Here is a 26,096-nt window from a genome sequence, read left to right as displayed (position 1 = left end):
ATCTTTTTTAATTGCTATTTTTCTTGTCTATGCTATCAATTAATGATTTGGCGTTATGATAAAATACATCCTCTATGTTCGACCTGTTTAGTCCTTGGGATTCAGCGGCCAGCCTAAAGGCATCAATCTCCTCATACATGAAAAATGTTAATTTTTCCGCCTCATCGTCCACAATTTCACGCATGTGCTTATCACCGGATACATCCCCATATAACCCTTTGGGCACTAAATTTACATAAGTTCCATTTTCACAAATCCGTTTTGTTCGAAGCCTCAGGATCGGTAAGTCACTGCCGAAAAGAATTCTTTTGGGGCCTACGGCCTTGATCAGTTGCTCAAATACATAAGAGTTGGTATTTGCGCTAAAATCGAATACCATATTTTTCGTTTCTGCGAGGATTTCGAAAGCATTCCCGACATCCTCAGGACAATACGCTCTGCCCACATGAGCAATGATCAGCTTTAGTGACGGGTATTTCCTTTCGATTTCCAGCATTTGCGCCAGATTTACCGGATCCTTCAACCGGCCGTCACGGGGAATATGCAGCATCGCCATCCACCCACGCCGGTTTAAAACCTCCAATTGATGAGGAGGTAAAAAATCGTAAATACGTATTTCCTTCTCAGGAATATAGGATTCCGCGAAATTCAGATACACCTTGCACCCCAAAAAGCCCCCTCTTTCTATTCCTTCTTCAAATTCGGAAGCACTTTGTCCAGGCATAGTCACCATCAGTGAAGGCAGCCTGTGCTCTTTGGCACAGTTACTTACGTATTCATTGCCCGCGTTAATGTCATATTCAAGACTAACCTGTGAAAATATGAGCGGAGTCACTTCCTTACCAGGAAACATAAGTCGATAAGTTTCGAACAAGTGTTCAATCGGGTTTTCCTGCGCAACGAGATATGGCCACGTAACTGCCCGCACGGGCGCATTCGTAGTTTGAAGTCTGAAGCTATCCAGCCAAACATGGGTATGAATGTCTATAAATCGCTCAGGCAAAAAATCCTTCAATCTTTCTTTATAGAAGGCTCTATCAACTTCCTTAATCTCAAATAATGTCATGATGGGACACCTCCGGAATTATTCATCGTCCTGTTGTCCATAAATTTTTTGTAATAACCTCGATATGCCGTATGTGCCGGATGATTAGGTTTATAAGATACCTTGGGCGTGCCCAATTTCCGGAATGCATCCATCTCATCTCTATATAGACCCACTCCTATGCCTGCAAGGATCGCGGCTCCCGTTGCCCCTGCACAAGAGCCGTTAATGGTGCAAACCTCTATATTCAGCACATCCGCTATAATTTGCGGCCAGGATAATGCCTCGGATGGGCCGCCAACCATCATCACAGAAGAAAAATTCATTCCCGCATTGGCTAGTTTGTCTATCTGCGTCTTCAGCAGATAGGCCGTTCCTTCCATAACGGCCCTGGCGATATCTGCTTTTGTATAACTGTCCTCTATTACAACATCATGATCGAGCATGGGGTTGATAAGAAGCCCCCCGCCTCCGGGTTTTGCATAGCCGGAAAGCTGATCGAATATTTTATATTTATCCGGGGCGCTGGAAATATATTTATTAATAAACTTATCCACAGAATTGGCAATTGCCGATAAAGAAAACATTGCACCCCATGCACCCTTTGGATGGAGAAAAGGATCAACCAGCAGCTTTTGTGTTACCGCTTTCTGTCGATCTTTTACCGGGAAGAAGCCTACCCATGAAGTACCGGTAGAGAGGAGAAATTGTCCCTCATCCAGCACCCCCGCCCCCCTTGCAGCACAAGGATGGTCAAAAGCCCCCAGTACTACCGGCGTTCCGGGTGACAGGCGAGTAGCTGATGCTGCATCCGCAGTAATTCTTCCCAGAATGGTCCCCGTGGAATAGAGAGGCGGCAGCTGCTCCTTGGAAATACCCAATTGCTGTATATAGGGGAGATGCCAAATACCCGTCTTCTGGTCCTGCAGGTAAAAGGTGGTAGCTGTTGAGTGATCTATACCCCAGTTTCCGGTCAATCTGAAGTTAATATAATCCGTACTCATACAAACTCGAGCCGCACTTTGCAGCAGTTCGGGACGATGGTATTTCAGCCAGGAAAGATGCGCCAATGGAAACGTGTTCAACAGCGGCCAGCCAAGAAGCTCTTGCACTTCTTCAGCCTGTAATTTGCCAAAAACAAGTTCTATTTCTTGAGTAACACGGGTATCCATCCAGCTGATGGCCGGATGCACAGGATGGCCTTTAGCATCTGCAAGCACCGTATTGCCACTGGCCGATGCCATACTGAGCGCCGCTACGGCAGCACCTTCCGGTAGGGCCAAAACCAGTCTGCGAATGACATCGACGGTCAACAAGTATAATTGATTAACATCGAACTGGATCCAGCCTTTTTCTGAAAAGAGGTATTCGGTATGATTTCGTTCTTTGGAAACAATCTCCCCAGACGCTGACATTAATACTCCCTTGATGGCTGATGTTCCGATGTCAAGGCCAATTAAATATTCACGATCGCAGCTCATACGTTGAACTTTGTTATTTGTCAACGGGTATCATCCTTCTTTACTCAATTGGATTGCTGAGAGCTCAGGATACATAACTGGCTTGCAAACACTCTTTAGGATCCCGATTGGTCAATCCATGACTGACTGCAACAGGCCCACAAGTAACCGAACCGGCATATGTGTTCAGACCTTTAAGAAGACTCGGATTTTCAAGCAAAGCGCTATGAATCCCATTGTTCGCAATTGTCATAAGATATGGAAGTGTGGCAGCTTCAAGCGCAAGTGTGGAAGTCCGTGGCACACCACCAGGCATATTGGCTACCGAATAATGAACAACACCATATTTCTCATAGCTTGGATGATCATGCGTTGTAATACGATCAATGGTTTCGATCGACCCGCCTTGATCTATAGCCACATCCACGATGACTGATCCTTTTTTCATTGATTTGACGACCTCTTCCCGGACAATTTTGGGAGCTTTCGCACCGGGGATTAGAACTGCACCAATTAACAAATCAGCGCTTTTTACCGTTTCCGCTACGTTATATTCATTACAAATCATAGTTCGAACCGTTCCTCTGAAAATATCATCCAAGTAAACAAGCCGGTTTTTGTTTACATCCAATATCGTCACCCTTGCCCCAAGTCCTAAAGCCATCTTGGCAGCATTTGTTCCCACTACTCCGCCGCCTATAATAACTACTTCAGCATTGCTTACTCCAGGTACTCCTCCCAATAGAACTCCCATTCCGCCATTATATTTTTGCAAAAGCGAGGCGCCAATTTGAACGGACATTCTGCCGGCAATTTCGCTCATTGGAGCAAGCAAGGGCAGTTGACCATTGTCCAGTTGCACAGTTTCATAGGCAATACTGGTAATCTTTTTTTCTAGCAACATTTCTGTTAAAGATAAATTCGGAGATAAGTGAAGGTACGTGAAAAGTGCCTGCTTGGATTTAAAATATTCATATTCCGACTCCAGTGGTTCTTTGACCTTTACAATGATTTCTGCTTGTTCAAAAAGTTCTTTCTTGTCATCCATTATTAAAGCTCCAGCTTCAATATACTGGTCATCTTCAAAATTGCTACCAAGGCCCGCACTCTTTTCTACAAGCACCTTATGTCCTTTGCCTGCTAATTCCCTTACTCCACCCGGTGTAAGTCCGACTCTATATTCGTTGTTCTTAACTTCCTTCGGTAAGCCAATAATCATATGAGCTGAACCTCCGTGTATAGTCATTTATACTAATCGCACTTCAACGCCCTTTTCTTTCATGGCTTCGATCTCGTCCTTAGGGGAATTATGATTGGTGACTAAACAATCTATTTTTTCAATACTTTCGATATGCGCAAAATTTGCCCTGCCTATTTTCGTATAATCTGCAACAATAATCGTCCGGTCTACCCTGGCTATCATTTGTCTATACAATTCCGCTTCAAGGTGGTGATAGGTTGTAATCCCGAATGCCGAGCTCACTCCATCTGATGAAAGGATAAGCTTATCCGCCTTATATTTGCTCAACTGCCTGATCGCATCATCCCCTGAGGTAAACTGATACTCGAGATTTATATTACCGCCAAGCAAAACAACAATGTTGATGTTCCTGTTATAACCCACCTCATGAGCAATAGACAACGAATTGGTAATTACGATTAAATTTTTGTGGTTTTTTAGTTCTCTCAACACATAAAGGGGGGTGGTCCCGGAACCAAGTATGATTGTATCACCATCAGAAATAATGGAAGCTGCTTCTACAGCGATCTTTCTTTTTTCTTCTTTATTAGTCTCTGTACGGTCATGAAAAGTCATATTATAATAACTTTTGTAAGTGCTTATTGCACCGCCATGAACGCGCTGAAGCAAGCCTTGCCCTTCAATTTCATCAAGGTCGTTCCTGATCGTCACCTCAGATATACCGAAAAGTTTACTCAACTCGGCAACCTTTACTTTTCCTTCTTGTTGAAGCAACTCCAAAATTTTTTTTCTTCTTTGATCAATATCAATAATCTCATCATTTTTAGTCTCATCCATAAAAAATCATCCCTCACTAATTTGTCCTATTGATAAGTTTAGTTTATCAAACCGATTGCAGGGCTTCATCCATTCTTTTCAAGAAATAATCCATCATTTCTTTCGTCGCAATCGTAGGCGGTTTAATGAGTGCCGCCGGTGGGCACATCGCCTTGTAGGTCTGGGAACTAATATCAATACAATGACTATTGAGGATGTTGGTAAATATCGATACCTTCTCCGCATCGTAGAAGAAAATTGTCGAAAGATGCCCCTTGCCTTCGATCCCTCTAATTAACTGTGGGTAACGCACCCCTAGCTCTTTAAGCTTATTTTCATAGTACCGCCCCATTTCACGTATATAGGATGAATTTTCCTCTGAAAACTTCATGGTAATGAGATAAGCCAAAGCTGCTAATTCTTCTTGACCATTAGTAACAAGGGCGCCAAACTGATTAAGAATATCCATTTCGGAAGTAGTTATTATTCGAGAAGCTGGATACTGGCCTCCTGGAAATCCTTTTCCGATCACTACAAAGTCAGGATTCAGCCCATATTCCCTGAACAAGTACATACCCGGATACCACATACAAGACTGGATCTCATCACACATAATTGGGGTATCATTTTCATGACATAGCTTATAGACTTTTTGCATAAAGCTTTCTTCAAGCTTGATTCCGCCATAATTCATCAAAATAATCTCATGGATAAAACCGGCAACCTTATATGGCGGCTTATTATATTGCTCAAACTTTGCCTTAAAGTCTTCAAAATTATTTATACTAACCGGGCAAACCTGCAAGACCCCCGCTTCATTCATTTTTTCATACATACCGGGCCACATATCGCGCATCGTCTGTGCAATGAAAGTTGTCCCGTGATAATTCGCATTTCTTCCATTTTCGTTATCGCCCATAACTAGAAACACTGGTATTCTATCGTTGTACTTAGGATCCGGAAAGGAACTATCCAGCTTGTAGAACCTAGCAAGCATCATTTTAATGCCAGCTTCACAGGCTAAACTGCCAGTCTCCAAATTGATGACACGGTTTAAGATATGGGGTTCGCGGGAAGCCAATACTTTATCAAGCTCATCGGTCTCCTCTTGCTTCAAACCGTTTATCGTTCTAACCAGTTCTTTTTCAAGCAAGCGTGTGATATACCCCCGTGTATTGTTATGAGTCGCATTCGTTATACCAAGAGCACTTGCGTGTTCGAGCAACTTGTAACCGGGAAAATTATGTCCCAAAGGCGTATGGTAGTGCTCGCTCTTCGTTGAAAGATAAACTCTCCCATCCTCACCTAACCGCAGGTATCCTAGTCCTCCTAAAGGACTTGCATTCGTTTTGGAAGCCTTTCGAAATGCATCTGTAGGCGCACCATCCATTGAACCTTTCAGCTCCGGAACGATTCGGGTCCCTACTTTTTCCAACATGCTATCCATTCTTTTAACATACGCTTCGGGCATGAAATCAACCTCGTCATGTGCGAGCTTTTCCAATTGTGCAGTATCCAAGCCAGAAAGAGCAGCGGTTCCAGCGATTACGGCTTCCATGTAATCTTTCCCCAACATCTGGAACAAAGATTTTCTAACTGATTTCATAACGTTACTCCCTCCGAAAAGGTTTATTCTTATTTCCTTTTTATTATATTTTATTATTCTTTCGTTTATTTGTAAATATCTTTCGAATTTATTTCGTTTATAGTTTTTATTCCTTCCGATCCATTCCATCCTTCCAGATGAATGACTACCCTTTTACCGAGCCTGCAGTAAGCCCGCTGACCATATATTTTTGGAAGAACATAAACAGAATGACGATCGGCAGTGTTGCCAAAACCGCACCTGTCATAATTTCATTCCATTCTGTTGAATACTGTCCTATATAAGACGCCAATCCGATCGAGATGACATACAGGTTCTGGGAGTCGATTAACGTATAAGCGAACAAGTATTCATCCCAGGCAATGATAAAAGACCATGTCGCCGTTGCAATAATGCCTGGAACAAGCAATGGAATCAGAATTCTGATCAATGCTTGCAATCTGCTGCATCCGTCAATGATTGCCGCTTCTTCCAACTCTTTCGGAATAGCATCGAAAAACCCTTTCAGAAACCAAATACCGATCGGCATCGTAATGACGGTGTACAATAGAACCAATGCCGATAAGTTGTCTGTAAATTGAAGCTGCGAAAAAGTGATATAAATCGGAATGATAAGCAATACAAGCGGCAGCATTTGTGTCAGCAGCACGATAAAGATCACGAGAGTCCTGCCTTTGTACATGAATCGCGAAATGCTGTACGCTGCCGGAATGGCTAAAAAAGTTGAAATCAGTGTCGCCAAGAGACTTACCCCGAACGTGTTCCCGAGCCATAATAAAATTTCACTCTGTTTAATGTAATGGTAATAATTTTCTATAATATTCGACTGTGCCGTAAACAACGGGGGATATTTAAACAAGCCTTCAACCGGCTGCGCGGATGTGATAATGAGCCAGTAAAACGGAAAAACCGCGATGATGCAAAACACCCCAAGTATCAGGTAGATCATACAGTTTTTTACTTTTGTCATTTATTCTGTCCCCATTTTCTTGATAAAAATGTAGTAATACAACACGCTGAAAACTAAGGAAAGCAGCAAACAAACGACACCAATCGCAGCACCGTAGCCGAGATTGTTGAATGTGAACGCGTTCAAATACGTATAGATCGTCAATACCGCAGTAGAGTCAGATGGGCCGCCCTGGGTCATCAGCCATACAATGACGAAATTGCCGAACGACCATATGGTCAAAAGCAGGATCAAGCCGGAGGTCACGTATTTCAGCCCGGGCATCGTGATGTGGGCGAATTTCCGTAATGCACTCGCCCCATCAATCGAAGCAGCCTCATATAGTTCTTTAGGAATCCCTTTCATACCGGCCATCAACATCAGAAAGCTTAACGGATACTGCTTCCATACCGTTGTCATCAAGATGGCGACCATGGCAAACCGATGATCGCTAAGCCAGCTGAAGTGACTTGGAAGCAAGCCCAAAACATCTGTCAGGTAAGTGATTACACCGTACTGTGGATTAATCATCCATTTCCATAGTAGTACTAAAACGACTTGCGGTACGGCCCAGGGCAATATAACAAGGGAGCGGAACAAAAATTTGTACCGTTCCGTATGTTCCATAAGCAGAGCGGCTATCAATCCGAAGGAATAAGTCAATACCACACTGCCGATGACATAGATCAAAGTCGCGGTTATGACCTTAAGAAAGGTTCCGCTTTTTAAGAAGTTGCTGTAGTTATCCGCGCCAATCCATTTCGCATGGTCGTACTTCAATAATGTGGCGTCAGTCAGGCTTATTTTGACCGCTGAAAAGATAGGAAAAATTAAACACAGAAAAATCAATAGAATTGCCGGTGCAACCAGCAGATACGGCATGAGGTCGAGTTTTGTCTTTCTGGCCCTTCCCGTTAAAGCATCAGTTTTCATTCGTCAATACCACCTTCAGCGAAGGCTCATTCAATTTGTATTCGTACGCTTCCTGTGCTTGCACCAAAGGAAAAACTTTCGAAATCATCGGTTCAACGTCAATTTTATTTGCCGATATATAACGGGCGGCCCTTAAAAACTCTTCGTCGGAATACAAATAGCTGGAGGCCAACTCAATCTCGTTAAGCAATATACCCAGTACATCCACTTCAAAGTTTTTATGCGGAATGCCGACCATTTTGATTTTTCCGCATTTACGGACGATGTCGACCGCCAGCTTAAGCGTTGTTTCATTGCATACGCTATCAATGACAACATCAATTTTTTTATCGCCCAAAAACTGACGAATTTGATCCTTGAAGTCGGATTCGCCGGAATTCACCGTAAAAGTTGCGCCCATTTGTTTGGAACATGCCAGCGAATGCGCGGAAATATCGACTCCTATAACCGAATTGCCGTTCAATTGGCAAACCTGCTGACACAACAGACCGATCGGACCTAGCCCGATGATGAGTACGGTAGCATTTCGCAAATCGTCAGCCGTATGCATGGCAACAGCGGTCGGTTCGATCATAGCTGTATGCAGAAGCGGAAACGCTTCGTCGAGCGGCACAAGATTGCGAAGCGGAACGGCTATTTCCTCGGCCATCCCCCCGGGAATTTGTCCGCCAATGACAACTTGACCATCCTCACACATGAATTCCATGCCATTCGTGCAATAATAGCATTTTTTGCAATTGATCACTGGATTTACCGCTACTTTCATTCCTACTTTCAGATTGCCCGCATCGCCGTTTATAGACTTGATAATACCGCCAAATTCGTGACCCTGTACTCTAGGAGGCTGCAGAACCGGGTTTTTACCAACATAGACGTGCATATCGGAACCGCATATGCCGACTGCCGCAACCTGAACAACCGCTTCGCTTTCTTTGGCTTCCGGTTTTGGGATATCCTCGCAAACAACTTTACGAATTGCCTCTAATTTCACCTGTAACATCGTGTTCCTCCTCCATTGAAGCTTGTGTAAAGAGCGAAACAGGGGAGAAGCCGCGATTCCCTCCTTACACCATCGCTCATTCGATGCATTTTAATTAAATAGGGCAAGCGCTTCCTCTTGTGCAGCGTTCATTGCTTCTGTAACATCCATGTTGTTGTACAGCACTCTTTCAAAATAGGAGTACCAAATTTTCGCCATTTCCGGCACTTTGTTCGTATCCATCCCTTCCGGAACGAACGATACCGCCGTATCAGCATGCTCAATAAATTGCTCGAACCAAGGCCATTTTGCAAACAAGTCGTCCTTGAACTTCTCATCTTCGAAAATATCGTTTCTGCCTGGCATTACACCAGTTATGTCCACAAGCTTTTTTTGCTGTTCCGGCGAACCCAAAAATTCGATAAATTTAGCCGCTTCCTCTGGGTGCTTCGATTGTGAGCTGACAGCCAATCCTTCATAGAAAGACGCGACATTTTGCGTCGGGAACGGCAGTTCAGCGACTTCATAGTCCCCTTCAATGCTTGGATCCCAGCTTTCCGCCAAAGCGTACATCCAGGAGCCGTCAATAATCGTTCCTACGTTCCCTGTAGCCATCATTTTCCGGTAGGTGCCTTTGTCCGTTTCTTTTGGTATGACTCCGGCATCAAACAATGCTTTCAAATATTCGACGGCTTGGATCACTTCCGGAGAATTGAGAGTCGGTTTGCCGTCTTGACCGTAGTGTCCGCCCATCCCGATCGTCCAGATCGCCAGGTCAATTTGTCCTTCGGCCCAGTTGCCGGGCTGAATCATGGTAGCGAAACCAAATGAACCGTCTTTCGTTAATTTTTTGCTCATCTCGATAAATTCTTCAGGCGTTGTGGCGAATGGGTCCACTCCTGCTGCTTCCAATACACTGGGGCGGTACATTGGTAAATAAAAACCGGTATTAATTGCAAGCAGATATGTTTTTCCGTCTTCCGCCGCTCCCACCACTGCATCTTTTTGCAATGGAGACCAGCTATTGTTGATGTCGTCCATATTGATATAATCGTCCAATGGAAGTATTGCGCCAGAGTCGATGTATTTCCCAAGGTTGCTGCTCCAGAACGCCATAATATCACCTGCGTTGTTCGCGGCAATCGAAGTGTCGATTCTGTTCCAATAATCATCGTAAGCAATACTGACTCCGTTGATTTTTATGTTCGGATTTTGTGCTTCAAACTCTTGAATCGCTTGATCAATCCATTCTTCAAATGTTCCTCCATGGCCAAAAAACCAGTGTGGCATTTCCAAAACAATTCTTCCGTCTTCATTTTCTTCGCTTGACTTGCTGCAGCCGGTGAACACGACCGATAATAAAATCGTAAAGACAACAAGTGACTTCCATACTTCTTCTTTTTTCACTTATATCACCCCTTGAAATGAGTGTAACCGCCTTCAATTCGATCTCCCAATGCTCTTGCAGAAACTTCATGAACGTTTTGCGAATCAATCGCGGCACTATGAATCGGGAATGTCAAATTCCAGTCATCAGGAAAACGCTTGCAATTTGATTGGTTTTAAATGAATCATTTTTGCTGACATCGCATATGGCTTTCAACCTATCTGCTCTTTTCCTTACATGATCCATAACGATTCAGGATTTTATTACACACCAATACCGTTCAACCCTTCCGAAAATGTTATTATTTTATTTTGTTTTAATTTTATTACATTGACTTTTTGTTGTCAATTACTTTCGTATTTCATTCGTTTCCTTAAATTCCCAATAGTTTGAATGAAAAATCGAAACAAGAACGGATACAAGCTATCTGCCATTGCTTGATTTTTTAAAGATATTTGGATCCGTTTCGACCAAAATCCCGTGGTTTGCCCACCTAAGGTCCCATCGTTACCCACGAGGACTGAAGATTCGGAACGTTATCGAGCATCAGGCGTCCGATTGCTACCGTTTTTTCATGCCGATTTTATGCGCGGTTTGCATCACATCCATCCAGTCGCGCCATGTGCCTTTATGTCGGCTGATTTTTTTGCGGATGTGGTCATCCAAATCGCAAGAAATATGGCTGCAATCCAAGCGAATATATAAAACGAACCAATCAGATGTACGCCAAGCATGGGCGCACAATGAAAAACGCGAAGAACCCTTCAGGGCAATCTTCGCGTTTTGGTATTGATTTACTGACATCAAACATTCTTAGCAGCACCACCGCTGCTTCTGCGCGGTTTGCCGTTTCGTTTGCCACAAACGGTTTCCGCCGCGACCATCGACAATGCCGAGTTCGCGAATCGCTTCGACCGCACTTTCGCCCAGCCAGGAATCGTAAACTCGGCGTGAGTGACAGGGTTATTCGGTTTAAACGTGCCGTCTGGGCTGACGATATTCTGAAATCCCGTAATGCCGAGCAGTCTAGTCTAAACCTTTATTTTTCTCTGAGAGAGCGCAATCCCCTCAATACAAACCCCGTTTTTTTGAAAATCATTTATTATAACCTCCTAAAATTATTGCATTTTTTATTTTAGGAGGTCTGCTCGACTGCTTTTTCCATATCCACATCACATTCCTTCGAGAATTTATTCTGTAACGATGAGTATACCATTATCATAGTCCAAACATCAAAAATATTTAATCTGCCCGTTTAATGCGCTTGCCAGTCTAATACTGTATTTTCTCAGTATACAACTTTATTTTTCAGTCACCTGAGGAAAAAACACCGCAGCAAGCTTCAAGTATAGATGGCATTGCTACAGTATTTCGGAGATGTTTTAATCCATTGTACTCTTAACTCTACGCCAAGCCGGAAAAACCAAATTACATTTCTCTCCAAAATTGTTCCGGATCATCGATAATCACATCTTCATATTTGCATACAACTTCTTGAATTCCTACGGGCTCATCAAAATCAAAAGAGTGCCAATCATTCATATCTGGAGAGCCAAAACTAACCTTCAATTTCTTATCTGTTACATCAAATATCATACTTCTGAGCGTTCCCATTCCACTTGTATAAAAGTGACAGCATGGGCCAAAGGGATACTTTGTAGACATTAGGCTCGTTATCTTTTCATGATCAACGTTTGGTGCTTCCCGCAATAAAGTATTCCAAACAGCGGTATATCGCATTTCCGAATGCCAAAAATGGTATTCATCGAATTCTTGCATTTCATTGCTCACATAGTGATTGGTAGCAAGGATTAGATCCCCAACCGGTTTACGTTCTGTTATTTTTTTCTTGTTTGAAGAGAAGCTGGCAATTTCGAAGATAGATGCATTATTAGAAGCATCTGCTACCAAAATATTTGCGTTAGTGCATATATCCATCTCTTCAAGCAAGCATCGAGCTTCATATACATCCTTACAGCGATCCAGAAGAGCCCGAATAGCGATCCAGAACTCACATCCATGTCCTTCCAGAGGTTTTAAATATGCAGTGCTTGACATAGTAACTACGAGTCCATATTCATTCATACCATCCATTCTTCCCGCGTTTTGCAATGAAAAACCCATATGCTTGGGTTTTCCTTTTACACGGGTAATACATAAACTTCTCTCATCCCTTACAAAATATTCATAACTTCTCCCAACGTAAAAGTGCCCATCACTTGTATTTGAAGGAAGAACAGCGAATTGACAGCAATTCGGTTGGGTATGAAACGAATTGGCATAACATTTAATTTTCTCTGGTTCAATATTTAACTCATCAGCAAATCCCTGAATTTCATCAGTAAACCCAGGACATATTTTATCAATCACCATCATTCTTTTATGGGCCTCTGCCGCACAGAGAAAATCCTTTCCTTCCATAGGAGTGATAAAATAGTCAATATCTTCCGGATAATGTTCCTTAAATGTAATCGCCCGTTGCTTACCTACCTCATAGTGGGTTCCTTCTGTGACATGGATATCAAAAATCATCGGTACTTTATTATTGCTATTTTCCATAAAGATCACCCATCTAAAGTTAATTGATTTTGTTAAATCGATACACCCATATCTTACTATTTAATAAATATAATACAAGTTTTATCGATTTTGACTTCATTGCTTCTGGAAAACGTTAAGAATATTCCTGATTCTCGATTGGGGCGGTACCCGGATGTAGTCACCGTTGAACATGTGCGAAATGCTAGGTGGAATCAGCACCAAAACAGCTTACAAATTGCTGCAAGCCTGGCGCATCGATCATTTTCGTATTGGAAGAACAATCAAACATACTGTTACAACAGGCTCCCTGGATGGGAATCTGATTACAATTGCAAAAGACCGGACAAAGAACAAGTCAAGCCGCCGTACACTTCCGCTTGTAGACGCCTTAGCTGCGCTACTCTGCTTCTGAGTAATGGTGTCAGTATGAAGGAAGTCCAAGAGTGGTCAGGTCATAGATTATTACACCACAGCGAATATTTATTCTCACTTGGAGTACAGTTCCAAAGTATCTTCAGCCAATACAATGAATGAAGTTATTAAAATATAAAAAAAAAGCTCATTAGAAAAATTCTAATGAACCACACTTGTTAAGTTGGTACCGGTGAGAGGACTCGAACCTCCACGGGTCTCCCCATTCGATTTTGAGTCGCACATGCTATTATACCATGAGTGGAAACTAAGTCCAAGAAGAGGAATCTAAAACCCGCGAAAAGCCTTGTAAAATCAAGGTTTTTCGCGGGTTTCTTCGTTTTTTTCAGGCTCCATAAGGCTTCCCGGCGACTACCTAAAATGAAGCCATTTTGGGACGTTGGGAAGAACTCGGAGAGAACGATAACAGAACAGCCCGCTCCCTACCATTGACAAATTAAAATGAAGCCACTGCTTCAGGGAGGGTTAATGAAATGACAAAAACAACGGTGATCACTATTGCCAATCAGAAAGGCGGTACAGGCAAAACAACCACTGCTTACAATCTGGCTTACGCCTTATCTAATGAAGGAAAAAAGGTGCTGCTGGTCGATTTTGACCCACAAGGCAATCTGACTATGTGCTTTGGCATTGAACAGCCTGACAAACTTCAGTTTTCGATGTTCAATGTGATGAACGCCATGATGACGGACGAGGCGCTACCATCGCCCGAAGAATATATTCATTCTCATGGCAACATCGACCTGATTCCGAGCAACATTGAATTGTCCGTAGCTGAGATTAATCTACGCGATGAAATGGGCGGCGAAAAAACACTGGCTTCCTTACTGGAACCGATGAAACCCAAGTATAACTACATCATTATCGATACCAACCCTTCGCTTGGCTTACTGACCATCAATGCACTAGCGGCCAGCGATAGCGTACTGATTCCAGTGAATCCTCAGCTATGGTCTGCGACAGGTTTGACCCAATTGCTCAAGATCATTGTGAAGGTAAAGAAGCGAATCAATCCGCGCATTAGCATTGAAGGTATCTTAATGACCATGTGCGATACGCGCACCAATTTGTATAAGGAAGCATTTCGTCTAGTGAAAGTGTACTACCGGGAAACCTTGCGGGTGTTCAATATCCAAATCCCACACTCCGTCAAGGTCGGAGAAGCCAACTTCTATAGCCAGAGCATTATTGAGTTTAATCCGAAATCAAAAGTCGCCGCAGCGTATCAGGAATTAGCCAAGGAGTTGATGGCGAATGGCAACTAAACGACCCGTTCCCAAGCTGGCCAGCATCGACGAATTGCTGCTTCTATCAGAACAACCACAGGAAACCTCCGACCAAAAAGGAGGTATTCAATCTATTCCGATCAATAAAATAAGATTTTTCAAAGATCATCCGTTTCGCTTATATGAGGGCGAGCGGCTTACGGATATGGCGAACAGCATTGAAAGTAATGGCGTGCTCGTACCTGTTATTATTCGTAGAATCGAGACGGATGAGAACGGCTGCGACTTCGAGATGCTTGCCGGTCATAACCGGATGAATGCAGCATTGCTCATCGGTTTGGAGCATTTGCCCGCCATCGTGAAGGAAAATCTCACAGATGAAGAAGCACTTATGTATGTGGTGGAGACGAACGTGCTTCAGCGCTCATTTAGCGAAATGCTTCCATCCGAAAAATCCAAGGTGTTGTCTCTTCGTTACTCCGATATGTTCTCCCAAGGGAAGCGCAACGACATTATCGACGAACTTAAAAAGCTGGAAAACCCGCAGTATGACAAGGAAAGTTCAACTTGTGCCCTAATAGGGCACAAGTTGAATAGTAGAGAAATTGTAGCCGCTGAATACGGATTATCCAAAAATACGGTTGCCCGATTATTACGAATTGACCATTTAATAGTTGAGCTGAAAAGACGTGTTGATGATGGGGAAATCGGCATCTATCCGGCAGTCAGCCTCTCGTATATACCGGAGACCGAGCAAAGCTTCGTTGAAGAAGTTCTGACTCAGAACGGATACAAGGTTGACATGAAGAAAGCCGAATTGTTGCGGTCATACTCTGGCAAGCTCACTACCGAGCAAGCTGCAAAAATCTTATCCGGCGAAGCCACTCGCAAGCCGCGCAGCAAGTCTCCTGCTCCCTTTAAGCTCAAGCATAAAGTCTATGCTAAATATTTTTCACCTGATACAAAGGCATCTGCGGTAGAGGTGATTATCGACAAAGCGCTAGAAATGTATTTCGCCCAACAACCGCGACTATATCCTGAATCCCATGAAAAAAAGGAGGACAACACCCATGAATCCGATCTTTAAAGACATTGAGCATGAACAGTTTTATGAGGGCAATCTTCGCATGACCCACAGCCAACATGATCCGTTCCGTCAGACTTTCTTCTATATTCTTGGCCTTACGTCGCAAACCCGTCAGCATATCCGTGATCTCTACGATTATGAAGAACAGGCAATTCGCTTGGAGGGCTTGGAACAAGGCTGGCAAACCAGTACATCCTTAAAAATAACTCGCCTCGCCTTTAACCTGTACAACGGTTATACCGGAGATGCTGAAACGGGCCGGGATCAACCCAGAAATTATAGTCCGTATCATCTATTCGACACCGGGCTGATGCCGTACTTCTTTGAAGCGATCAAACTTCGTTATTCGGAATATGCCCGCTCCATGGAGCTACCGTACTTTGCATTTCCAACCACAGAGACAGAACACTATGCTTCGTATGAACAAGAAGCCTAAGCCATATAGCGCCAGCCTGATTATTCTATTCGGAAAGGAGAGCCTGACATGAGCCGCATTCAACCCTTGCGCCACCTGTACGCATCCGCTATTAGCGACATCACATCCAGTGGGGAGGCCTGGCAACACTATCTACACTTTGCTGCATCCATCTACAAATACTCATTTGATAACAGCCTGCTCATTTACGCCCAACGCCCGGATGCGACCATGCTGGCTCCCCTCCCACTATGGAATCAGTTGGGCCGTTATGTGAAAAGGGGAGAAAAAAGCATTGCCGTATGTGATTTCCAGCAAGGCAGTCCGACATTAAGTCACTTGTTCGACGTTACCCAAACAACCGGCAAACAAGCCCCTGCTCTCTGGAGCCTGGAACAGCTTGATACCGATGAACTGGCTGGGCGGCTGACCTCCTACGATACACTAAACCTCGCTGAAGCCATTTCGCAGCTTGTGCATGACACCGTCCTTTCATCCTGGGAAGAGTGGCTGCAAGACATTGAGCATGACATTCACGATCATTTCTTGGGCAACATCCCCATGCTGGGACTGGAACAGCATATGGGCGATTTGATTGAAGATAGTGTTCGCTGCCTCATCCATCGCCGCTGTCAGTTGCCTGAACCGAATCATACCGACTTTTCAACAATCACCCATTTTGATACCTTACCGCTTGCCGCACGCTTGGGCTATCAGGTGAACATTCACACCCGTAGCTTGCTTACGGACATTGCTCGTTACGTAAAAATTATGGAACAGGAAAGGAGCCTGGCTCATGAATCATCCCGACAAACCGATGTTAACGTACCACGAAATCGACGGACTGCTGTATCCGAACTTGCAAATCTCGAACGAAGCGACAACCAATCAACAACCCTTGGGCAAATTCGGCCGACTGGCGCTGAACCATCTGAAGAATCATCACCCACAACGCTTTCAGATTCTTCAAATGGAAGGCAATCTGATGAAGAAAATGCAGCAGGTCGAACAGGAAGCCCTGGAACGGATGGAGCAATTGACCGATCAACTGCTTCGCCTTCACCCTATGCCACAGACGGACGATACGTTGAAAAGAGCGCAGCATCTGAATCAGATCAAATCGATAGCCGAGGAACTGGTCTTGAACGACATCATTCTGAAACCAAGATAATTGAGGCCAATCTCCCGACTTCCCCCTCTGAACCGCCATTAAGCGGTTCTTTTTTTATGCCTGACAAAAGGACTACTACTTCAAGAACACAAAATGGAGAAGACATCCTGGCCTATCTGTTAATCAGCGGCAGGGGCGCTATGTCCGGTAAACAGCGCATTTATCAATTTGTAGTGGATCATCATCCCGTGAAAACGTCTGATCTGATTGCTTTTCTAAAGCCGCGATACGGCATAGGGGGCTCGAGAGGAGATTTAGGGAATGGTCTTGTCGGCTACATGACAGATAGTAAAGGCATTCAGCTTTCCTGGCGAGATGCTGCCGGATCACATGAAGAACAATTCAATTGGAAAAAAGTCAGCGATACGCTACTGCAACTGATCTCTCAGGGACATTACGATGAACAATTTGCTCCTTTTCCACCTGTAGAGCAGGAATGGACGTTATTTGATTATGCCAACGAGCAGGCAGAGATTGAAGATGTTTTTGAGGAATCCGAAAACCAGAACGATTTGCCCAAACATACTGATAACCTGAATCAAGACATGCCTTCTCTGTTAGCAGACGCTAAAAGCCTCGGGGAAAACGCCACTCTTTCCCCAGATACTCACCCCAAACTCCCCACTGTGCTGAACTATCGCTTTCAAGCCGAGCAATCGCCTTATGTAGCCGGTGCAAAGAGCAAATATAAACGGAATGTTGAGGCCATTCGCCTGCTCAAGCAATTGGAATCAGAGCAGCGGCAAGCGACTACAGAGGAACAACATATTTTAGCTGGTTATGTGGGCTGGGGCGGATTAGCGAATGCATTCCACCCTAATGCGAATGGCTGGGAAACCGAATATGCCGAGTTAAGGCAGCTCCTGGATGAAGACGAATATGCGGCAGCCCGCAATTCCACCATTACTGCCTTCTATACAGAGCAGTCTTTAATTCAGACCATCCATGCAACATTACAGCGTTTTGGCTTAACCTCTGGTGCTGGACGCCGCTTGTTAGAGCCTTCTATGGGCAGCGGCAACTTCTTTTCTGTTCTACCGCCGGAATGGGAAAACGCTGAACTTCACGGCGTGGAACTGGATTCGTTGACAGGAAGGATTTCACGACAACTCTACCCCAAGGCAAACATCCACATCCAAGGATTTGAAACCATTGATTGGCGCGAACAACGCTTTGACGCCATTTTCTCCAACATTCCCTTTCATAACATTCGTATTCATGACCGCCGCTACAGCAGCAGCCATTACATTCATGATTACTTTTTTATCCGTTCGCTGGACTTGCTTAAACCGGGTGGCATCTTGGTTTTTATCGTCAGCAAAGGCACGATGGACAAACAAGACTCCAGTGTAAGGCAGATCTTGGCACAGAAAGCGGAATTAATCGGGATGGTTCGCCTGCCGAACACTACCTTTCAATCACTCGCTGGCGCTACAGTCACAACAGATATTGTATTACTGCAAAAGCGAGAGTCACCGCTCCCCCTCACCCAAGCTGATATGCCGGAATGGATTGAAATTGGCGAGACGCCAGAAGGTGTTCCAGTCAATCGCTATTATCTTTCTCACCCGGCTATGCTGCTCGGACAAATGCAATGGGATCGAGGCATGTACGGTGCAGAGAAAAGCAGTGCCTGTGTTCCGCGTGAAGGACAACCTCTGCTACCTGCCCTGGAGAAAGCGCTCGGCACATTAGAAGCTCGTTTTCCTAATTTACCGGAACCAGTCAAACAAGCAAATACTACCCGCTCCTCCCTCCTGCCAGATGAGGAAGAGGAGCCAATCCGAAAAGCACCGCCTGGCACGAAAAACTTTACGTTTATCGTTGAACAGGAACGCATCTATTACTGTGAAAACGGTATTCTGCTCCCTCAAGACATCAAAGGCAAGAAGACAGAGCGCATCATAGGCTTATGTGCCATTCGCACGGCGCTTTTGAATGTGATTGAAATTCAATCCCGTGAATACGGTTATGAAGCAGATGAACTGGAGCAAGCCCAGTCCAAGCTAAATCACATCTATGATCGGTTTGTTCATCAGTATGGAGCCATTAACGAACGGGCCAATACTTCTGCTTTTGCCGATGATGATCAGCTTCCGCTTTTGCGCTCCATTGAAGATCTCACAGAATATAAAACCTGGACAAAAGCCGCTATTTTCAGTCGTCCTACCATTCGAGTCAACGCCTTGCCAGAACATACGGATGATCCGCTAGAAGCTTTACAAATTTGTCTGAACCACCGATTGCGCATCGACCTGCCGTATGTCGCCCATCTTTGCGGCAAAACCACGGATGAAGTACGTGAAGCGCTTGGTGAACGCATTTTTCAAAATCCCCAAGCCTATACGGGAGATGCAGATGAAGGCTGGGAGTTGGACGAAGAATACTTGTCCGGAAACGTCAAAGACAAGCTCGCCTATGCTACCCTCAAAGCGCAGGAGTACCCGGATGTATTCCAGCGTAATGTCGCCGCGCTCACTCGTGTCCAACCTGCTCCGCTGCTACCCGGAGACATTGACTTCCGTATCGGCAGTCCCTGGATTCCGGTTAAAGTGTATCGGAGATTTATGTATGAAACGTTTGGAACAGCCCAAATTATGCAGGATTCGAAGACCATTGATGTAGACTATCTCGAATACACCAATACGTGGCGCGTATCCGGCAAATCTTTGGAAAGAGGCTCGATTAAAGTCAACCAAACCTTTGGCACAGGGCGAGCCAACGCTTACGAGATTTTTGAAAGTAGCCTCAATCTGCAAAGCATTACCGTGCGTGATCCAGTCACGTACCTGGATGCTAACGGCAATGAGCAGATCAAATATGTGGTCAATGCCAAAGAAACGATGATTGCCCGTGCCAAGCAGCAGCAGATGAAAGAAGCGTTTGCCTCCTGGCTCTTTCGGGACAAGGAACGGGCCGATGCGCTGCTCTCCATTTATAACGACAAATTCAATACGATTCGCCCCCGCACCTATGACGGCGATCATCTGTTGTTTCAGGGCATGAATCAGGAAATGAGCCTACGCAAGCATCAACGGGATGTAGCAGCCCGCATTATCTACTCCGGCACAGCGCTTATGGCTCATGAAGTTGGGGCTGGCAAAACGGCTGCGATGATCGCTGCAGGCATGTATTTGAAGCGGATTGGTGCGGTTCACAAGCCTTTATATTGCGTTCCCAATCATTTGACCGAGCAGTGGGCTAACGAATTTTTACGTTTTTTCCCCTCTGCCAATGTATTAGTAACCACGAAAAAGGATTTTAGTTTGGTTAACCGTCAACGCTTCGTTTCCAAAATTGCGATGGGCAACTACGATGCCGTCATTATCGGTCATTCGCAATTCGAGAAAATCCCCATCTCCCGTGAGCGACAGGAGCAACTCCTGCAAGATGAAATCCGCAATGTCTCCCGCATGATTAATCAGATGAAAAAAGAAAATGGCGACAATTGGAGCATCAAGCAAATGGTTGTGTTTGAAAACAACCTGAAATCCCGCTTGGAACGCCTGATGAATGAAAGTAAAAAAGACGACCTGCTCACCTTTGAACAACTGGGCGTAGATATGTTATTCGTCGATGAGGCTCATGCCTACAAAAACTGCTTTACCTTTACCAAAATGCGTAATGTAGCCGGGATTGGCAAATCCAGCAGCCAACGGGCCACCGATATGCTGCTCAAATGCCAATACCTGCAAGAGATGAATCAAGGACGCGGAGTGGTATTTGCTACCGGAACACCCATTAGTAACAGCATGTCCGAAATGTACGTCATGCAACGTTTTCTCCAGCCCCACTTGCTGCAAAAGCTGGGACTGAACTTTTTCGATAATTGGGCGGCAACGTTTGGCGATGTCGTTTCTTCTCTGGAGATCACGCCCGAAGGTAGCGGCTACCGCATGAAATCCCGTTTTGCCAAGTTTCACAATTTGCCTGAGCTGATGAGCATGTTTCGTCTCGTTGCCGATATTCAGACTGCCGATATGCTCAAGCTGCCGATTCCACGACTGGAGGGCGATAAAGCAAGCATTGTCGTCAGTGAGCGCTCTCCCTATCAAGAGCAGATGATGGAAGAGTTTGTTGAACGAGCCGAAAAAATTCGGAACAATGAGGTCGATGCCAAAGAGGACAACATGCTCAAGCTGACCCATGAAGCCAAACTGATGTCGATTGACCCACGCCTAGTACATGAGGATGCCCCCGTTGATCCAATGTCCAAGCTAAATCTCTGCATCAATAATGTATTTGATATTTGGAAGGAGACACAGGCTGATCGGCTCACCCAAGTCATTTTTAGCGATAGCGGCACTCCAAAACCAGGGCAGTTTAATGTTTATGATGAAATGAAATCCCAATTGGTTCTTCACGGTATCCCGGAACAGGAAATCGCCTTTATTCATGATGTGCATACAGACGCTGCGCGTGAAGCCTTGTTCGAGCGAGTGCGCCGCGGCGAAGTCCGTATCCTGTTAGGATCCACACAAAAAATGGGAACCGGAACGAATATACAGACGAAACTTATCGCTGCCCATCATATCGACTGTCCATGGCGGCCCTCTGACATCATTCAACGGGATGGCCGCATTCTTCGGCAAGGCAATCAAAATGAAACGGTGCGGATTTTCCGCTATGTGACCAAAGGAACGTTCGACTCGTATTTGTGGCAAATCCAAGAGCAAAAGCTGCGCTACATCTCGCAAGTCATGACAGGCAGAAGCATTTCCCGCTCCTGTCAGGATGCCGATGAAACGGTATTATCTGCAGCTGAAGTCAAAGCCGTTGCTGTGGGCAATCCAATGCTCGCTGAAAAGATGGAAGTGGACAACGAAGTCATCCGCCTCAAGCTGCTTAAAACAAACTGGCATAACGAACAAGTCATGCTGGAGCGGCAACTCAGTCAGCATTATCCGCAAGTGTTGACTTCTTGCGCGGAAAAGCTGGAGCAATATCAGGCAGATTGGAAACTCGTTGAACAGCACCAACTCCATGACTTTTCAATCACCTTGGATGGTATGGTATATACCGAGCGTCCCCAAGCAGGGGAAGTGCTGCTGCTCTTATCCAAAGTAACTGAACTGGAACATCAGGCTATAAAGGTGGGACAATTCAAAGACTTCGATATTATGCTATCCCGCCCCGGTTTTGAGCATGTACAACTCCATCTTCGAGGAACGGCGACCTACACGGTTGAGCTTGGAGATTCAGCTCTAGGCAATATCAGCAGGCTGGAAAATTTACTGGAGAAAATTCCTGCCAAGATTGAGGCAACCAAACAGCAGCAACAAGATACCCTCCACCAGATCGAGACTGCGAAAAGAGAAATCGGGAAGCCTTTTGAATTTGAAGATCGGCTGAGTCAATTTGTAGCGCGGCAGTCTGAGATCAACTCAGCGCTGGAGTTTAAGGAATTACAAGAGCAAGCAGTAATGGATGATCCGGAAGATGAGCAACAAAATGAGGGTTTGATAGAACACAAAGGAATAGAACACTAACCTATGAAAAAAGAAAACCGCTCCAAAGGAACGGAAATTAGTAAGCTTGCTTGCGCCAATCTTCAATGGTTTGGATCGAAAATCCTGTGGCTTGGGCAATGGATGAATCATCCATCCCCATTCGTATTAACTGTTTAGCTACATCTTCTTTGCCTTTTTGCTCACCTTTGTGTTGTCCTCTGCGTTCAATATCATCCAAGATTTTTTCCAGTCCCATGAACGAAGCATCCCCTTTCACGTTTTGGATAAACTGCTGCAAGCTTGGCTCATCCTCCGGCAACTTCTGCAATAGAATGTTGGCCATCCAAGCGACAAATTTCTGCTGACTATCTGCCGGCATCTGTTGAATCGTATTCATCAGCTTGCCGAGACGGTTCAATAACTGCTCCTGGTCTTCGGTCTGGTCGAGCAAGAAAACGGAGCCTATCGTATTCGACAACGACAATAGTTCTTCTTCTGTATAACGTGCAACATCTATAAGCAAATATTCAAAATTCAGCAATTCCGAACCAAACAGATTCTCGTTAGCAAGCAGCTTGCGGAACTCCAGTTCCGCTGACCACTTTTGTTTTCCATTATACAACACTATCGGAACAATCGGTGGCAATTGAAATGTTTTGCGGTTAGACAAAGCATCCTCTTCATTTTGCAATAAGTAGCGCCAAATCTCCACCTGATACAAGAGCAACCGATAAGGCATCCGAAAATCCACACTGGATTGCATCTCTAGAAGTAAATAAAATACAACATCTTGGCCGTTCAGCTTCACCCGGTAGACCAGATCCGCCTCCTGGCGCTTAAAATCCTGCAGCACGAAGGAATGTGGAATCTCCTGTACATTTTCCTCGTCCACCGCTTGCACCCAGCCTTTATTGATGAAAGAACGGAGCAGTTCAACGAAAAGCTTTTTACTTGAGAGCAAAAAACGGTAGGAGGTATCATGCCGCTGATGCACCGTTTCAGGATTCACATCTGAAGACATCCCATCTCCCCCTTTCCAAATTCCTATCTATATTATACGATTTTCCACCTTCCTAAACAACGCATGGAGGGATGCGTCCATGACACAACATACTTTGTTTACCAAAGAGCAAATTAGATCAGCCAATCAGGTGAATCTGATTGAATTTGCAAAATCACAGGGTTATGTACTTGAGAACGGCGGCCGCCGCGCGTATCATGCCAAGCAAAGTGGGGGGCTTTATTTCTTTAAGAACAGCAATCGGTACTTTCACTTTTCCAGTAATACACATGGCGGAACGATTGATTTTGCCATGCATTTTTGCAGAATGACATTTAAAGAGGCTGTCGCTTATTTGCTTGAATTGGAGTTGCCTCAAAAGGTTGTTACTTCTGGAATTAGAGAACGTGGGCAGCTCATACTTCCCGATAAAGCACCAAATTACAAACGGGTTGCGTGGTATTTAATTCAAGTGCGCGGAATAGCGCCTGAAATCATTTCATTACTCATGCATGAAAAGAAGTTGTATCAGCAGGACAAAACAGGGAACTGCGTGTTTGTTGGATATGATCAAGAAGGTACTGCACGGTATTGCTCCATGCGCGGCACCACTCCAAACAAGCCTTTCAAGCAGGATCGGGAGCATTCGGACAAAAGTTATCCGTTTCATCTAACCGGGAATTCTAACAGCAAGCGGGTATATGTATGTGAAAGCCCCATTGATGCTATGAGTCGGGCTACAATTGCGAAACTACGAGGTCAAGACTGGGAATCCGCTCACTACATTTCGCTCGGATGCCTGTCCGATCAGGCACTTGAGAGATTTCTTCAGTATAATCCGATTAGAGAGATTGTGTTCTGTCTGGATAACGATGCAAATGCTACTTATAGCAATGGCAGCCCCGCTCCTAATTGGGGGCAAGAGGCTGCCTCTAAGTATGCTAGAAAATATCAAGACTTAGGATACTTTACTATCAAAGAAACACCTAATAATAATGATGTCAATGAAGATTTATACAAGTTAAGATTTTTCGAAGCAACTCAACACCATGAAACAATAAATAGCGAGCACGTTGAACAATGAGTATAGCTTGAAAAGGGGAAGCTAAATTTCTTAGTATGTCTTTATTAAAGTAAATCATATGATGATTTAGTAGCGTTAGTAACTCTATGCTTTTAGATTATACATGAATTGGTAAAGTTGAGAGCCAACTTAATGAGTTTCTTTATCTTATTCGAGGTAAGCTCTTATTTTATTTGCATAGAGGCAGGAAAAAAGGCCCATTTCGTCAAAATAGATATTGATAAAGCGTCAAAAAAAATTAGATGTAGGCCATGCAAGGAGAAGGTTAGCAATGAAGATTTTAAATAATATTGACTCCAGTCACTTTAATGAAATAAAGGACTTAGTCAGGGATGCAGATGAGTTATTTATCATTAGCCCATATCTCATGGAGTCATTTGACGTATTCTTTGACGAGATTATCGCTCCTTCAAGAGTCAAACGTATAGTGCTTATCACAACCCTGAGGGATAACGACCCAGACCTATTCAGGAAGGCTAACTCCCTCTACTCGTTCTCGATGAATTGCCTTACTCAGTCAATTGAGTATCGAGTACATGTTGATAACAAGCTGCATGGTAAAATCTATATCGCTAGTAAAGCTGCTAATCCAATCAGGGGTATCATCACTTCAGCAAACTTCACAGATCGTGGCTTAAACCATAACCATGAGTGGGGTGTACAGATTGATGATCCTTCACTTCTTAAACAAATTGTCACCGATATCAGTAAAGTCAGCAGTCATGCCCTTACGAATGATGATCTTCACAATATCATCGTTAAGATCGACAGCTTCTCGCAGAATGCAGGAGTACCGCCTGCCCCCCATATCAATCTGGAGGTAAACAACTTCATTAAACATAAGCTTGCTGAAAGCACGACAGACATTCGCTATTTCATAAAGCCGGTTGGTTTCTCCGATGAGCCATTTGAAGCAACGAGGACTTTATCAAGTGGTGTTGAGGTCATGCATTTCTCGAAGAGACGACCAAACTCCGTTCGAATCGGGGACATCTTGATATGTTACGGAGTCGGTACAACGAAGCTATTGGGATATTTCGAAGTCATTAGCGAACCTTATATTTGGGATAAAAACAGCAGATGGCCTTGGGAAGTCAAAGCTAAGAATCTCTGTTCGAAATACAGTCAGTCATGGGTGTCATTCAATAATACGATCTCGTCAATTCAGGCCTCCTTTAATAGCAAACTGGCAGTTACTTATGTGGGCGGGAGAACACTTGGTGCATTACAATTCGGGGCCGATAAGATCCGGTTATCAGATGAGTTTGCCCAGCATGTAATTAGCATTATTGAGGGCAGCATGGAATAATAGTC

At 44.4% G+C, this 26,096-nt stretch carries 18 protein-coding genes; 7 read left to right on the top strand and 11 right to left on the bottom strand.

Annotated features, from left to right (window positions below; genetic code table 11):
- Nucleotides 1-7: 7 nt before the first annotated feature.
- From KJS69_RS00950 to KJS69_RS00910, 9 genes are all read right to left on the bottom strand, one after another.
- Complete coding sequence (locus KJS69_RS00950) at nt 8-1,015, bottom strand: amidohydrolase family protein (protein ID WP_213581147.1); 1,008 nt, start codon at nt 1,013-1,015, stop codon at nt 8-10.
- Between the two features lie 47 nt (nt 1,016-1,062).
- Complete coding sequence (locus KJS69_RS00945; RefSeq protein WP_213581146.1) at nt 1,063-2,550, bottom strand: xylulokinase; 1,488 nt, start codon at nt 2,548-2,550, stop codon at nt 1,063-1,065.
- Nucleotides 2,551-2,590: 40 nt separating this feature from the next.
- Complete coding sequence (gene ald / locus KJS69_RS00940) at nt 2,591-3,724, bottom strand: alanine dehydrogenase (RefSeq protein ID WP_213581145.1); 1,134 nt, start codon at nt 3,722-3,724, stop codon at nt 2,591-2,593.
- A 27-nt stretch (nt 3,725-3,751) separates the two neighbouring features.
- Nucleotides 3,752-4,543, bottom strand: a complete 792-nt coding sequence (locus tag KJS69_RS00935) for a DeoR/GlpR family DNA-binding transcription regulator (RefSeq protein ID WP_213581144.1) — start codon at nt 4,541-4,543, stop codon at nt 3,752-3,754.
- Nucleotides 4,544-4,589: 46 nt separating this feature from the next.
- The gene (locus KJS69_RS00930) at nt 4,590-6,128 is read right to left on the bottom strand and encodes an aminotransferase class III-fold pyridoxal phosphate-dependent enzyme (RefSeq protein WP_213581143.1); all 1,539 of its coding nucleotides are present in this window, start codon (nt 6,126-6,128) and stop codon (nt 4,590-4,592) included.
- A gap of 145 nt (nt 6,129-6,273) precedes the next feature.
- On the bottom strand, nt 6,274-7,098 hold the full coding sequence (locus tag KJS69_RS00925; protein WP_213581142.1) for a carbohydrate ABC transporter permease: 825 nt from the start codon (nt 7,096-7,098) through the stop codon (nt 6,274-6,276).
- Entirely contained in the window at nt 7,099-8,010 is a 912-nt protein-coding gene (locus KJS69_RS00920; RefSeq protein WP_213581141.1) for a carbohydrate ABC transporter permease, read from the bottom strand.
- Nucleotides 8,000-9,010: a zinc-dependent alcohol dehydrogenase gene (locus KJS69_RS00915; RefSeq protein ID WP_213581140.1), complete on the bottom strand. Its 1,011-nt coding sequence runs from the start codon at nt 9,008-9,010 to the stop codon at nt 8,000-8,002. Before KJS69_RS00915 ends, KJS69_RS00920 begins: the two co-directional genes overlap by 11 nt.
- Nucleotides 9,011-9,100: 90 nt before the next feature.
- The gene (locus KJS69_RS00910; RefSeq protein WP_213581139.1) at nt 9,101-10,396 is read right to left on the bottom strand and encodes an ABC transporter substrate-binding protein; all 1,296 of its coding nucleotides are present in this window, start codon (nt 10,394-10,396) and stop codon (nt 9,101-9,103) included.
- 723 nt (nt 10,397-11,119) lie between these two features.
- Here KJS69_RS00910 and KJS69_RS30460 point away from each other — a divergent pair.
- The gene (locus KJS69_RS30460; protein ID WP_249730359.1) at nt 11,120-11,515 is read left to right on the top strand and encodes a hypothetical protein; all 396 of its coding nucleotides are present in this window, start codon (nt 11,120-11,122) and stop codon (nt 11,513-11,515) included.
- A 289-nt stretch (nt 11,516-11,804) separates the two neighbouring features.
- Here KJS69_RS30460 and KJS69_RS00900 read toward each other — a convergent pair whose 3' ends face one another.
- Complete coding sequence (locus KJS69_RS00900; protein WP_213581138.1) at nt 11,805-12,935, bottom strand: C45 family autoproteolytic acyltransferase/hydrolase; 1,131 nt, start codon at nt 12,933-12,935, stop codon at nt 11,805-11,807.
- A gap of 887 nt (nt 12,936-13,822) precedes the next feature.
- Between KJS69_RS00900 and KJS69_RS00895 the strand changes: the two genes are divergently transcribed.
- Genes KJS69_RS00895 through KJS69_RS30095 form a run of 4 tightly spaced genes read left to right on the top strand, consistent with a single transcriptional unit; the run spans nt 13,823 to nt 22,737 of the window.
- Entirely contained in the window at nt 13,823-14,614 is a 792-nt protein-coding gene (locus KJS69_RS00895; RefSeq protein WP_213581137.1) for a ParA family protein, read from the top strand.
- Entirely contained in the window at nt 14,604-15,662 is a 1,059-nt protein-coding gene (locus KJS69_RS00890) for a ParB N-terminal domain-containing protein (RefSeq protein ID WP_213581136.1), read from the top strand. Before KJS69_RS00895 ends, KJS69_RS00890 begins: the two co-directional genes overlap by 11 nt.
- Entirely contained in the window at nt 15,646-16,098 is a 453-nt protein-coding gene (locus KJS69_RS00885) for a DUF6075 family protein (RefSeq protein ID WP_213581135.1), read from the top strand. Before KJS69_RS00890 ends, KJS69_RS00885 begins: the two co-directional genes overlap by 17 nt.
- A gap of 48 nt (nt 16,099-16,146) precedes the next feature.
- The gene (locus KJS69_RS30095) at nt 16,147-22,737 is read left to right on the top strand and encodes an SNF2-related protein (protein WP_483874558.1); all 6,591 of its coding nucleotides are present in this window, start codon (nt 16,147-16,149) and stop codon (nt 22,735-22,737) included.
- 37 nt (nt 22,738-22,774) lie between these two features.
- Here the strand turns inward: KJS69_RS30095 and KJS69_RS00870 are convergent, their stop codons facing one another.
- Nucleotides 22,775-23,719: an Rpn family recombination-promoting nuclease/putative transposase gene (locus KJS69_RS00870; RefSeq protein ID WP_213581132.1), complete on the bottom strand. Its 945-nt coding sequence runs from the start codon at nt 23,717-23,719 to the stop codon at nt 22,775-22,777.
- Nucleotides 23,720-23,798: 79 nt separating this feature from the next.
- Here KJS69_RS00870 and KJS69_RS00865 point away from each other — a divergent pair, with 79 nt between their 5' ends.
- Both KJS69_RS00865 and KJS69_RS00860 read left to right on the top strand, forming a co-directional pair.
- Nucleotides 23,799-24,782, top strand: coding sequence for a DUF3991 and TOPRIM domain-containing protein (locus tag KJS69_RS00865; protein WP_213581131.1), 984 nt, complete (start codon nt 23,799-23,801; stop codon nt 24,780-24,782).
- A 271-nt stretch (nt 24,783-25,053) separates the two neighbouring features.
- Nucleotides 25,054-26,091 (top strand): restriction endonuclease PLD domain-containing protein, encoded by a 1,038-nt coding sequence (locus tag KJS69_RS00860; protein WP_213581130.1) that lies wholly within the window; start codon nt 25,054-25,056, stop codon nt 26,089-26,091.
- The last annotated feature ends 5 nt before the right edge of the window (nt 26,092-26,096 follow it).

The sequence above is a fragment of the Paenibacillus sp. J2TS4 genome (assembly GCF_018403245.1).
Taxonomy (GTDB): Bacteria; Bacillota; Bacilli; order Paenibacillales; family NBRC-103111; genus Paenibacillus_L.
This window is presented reverse-complemented; position numbering and strand designations above follow the sequence as displayed.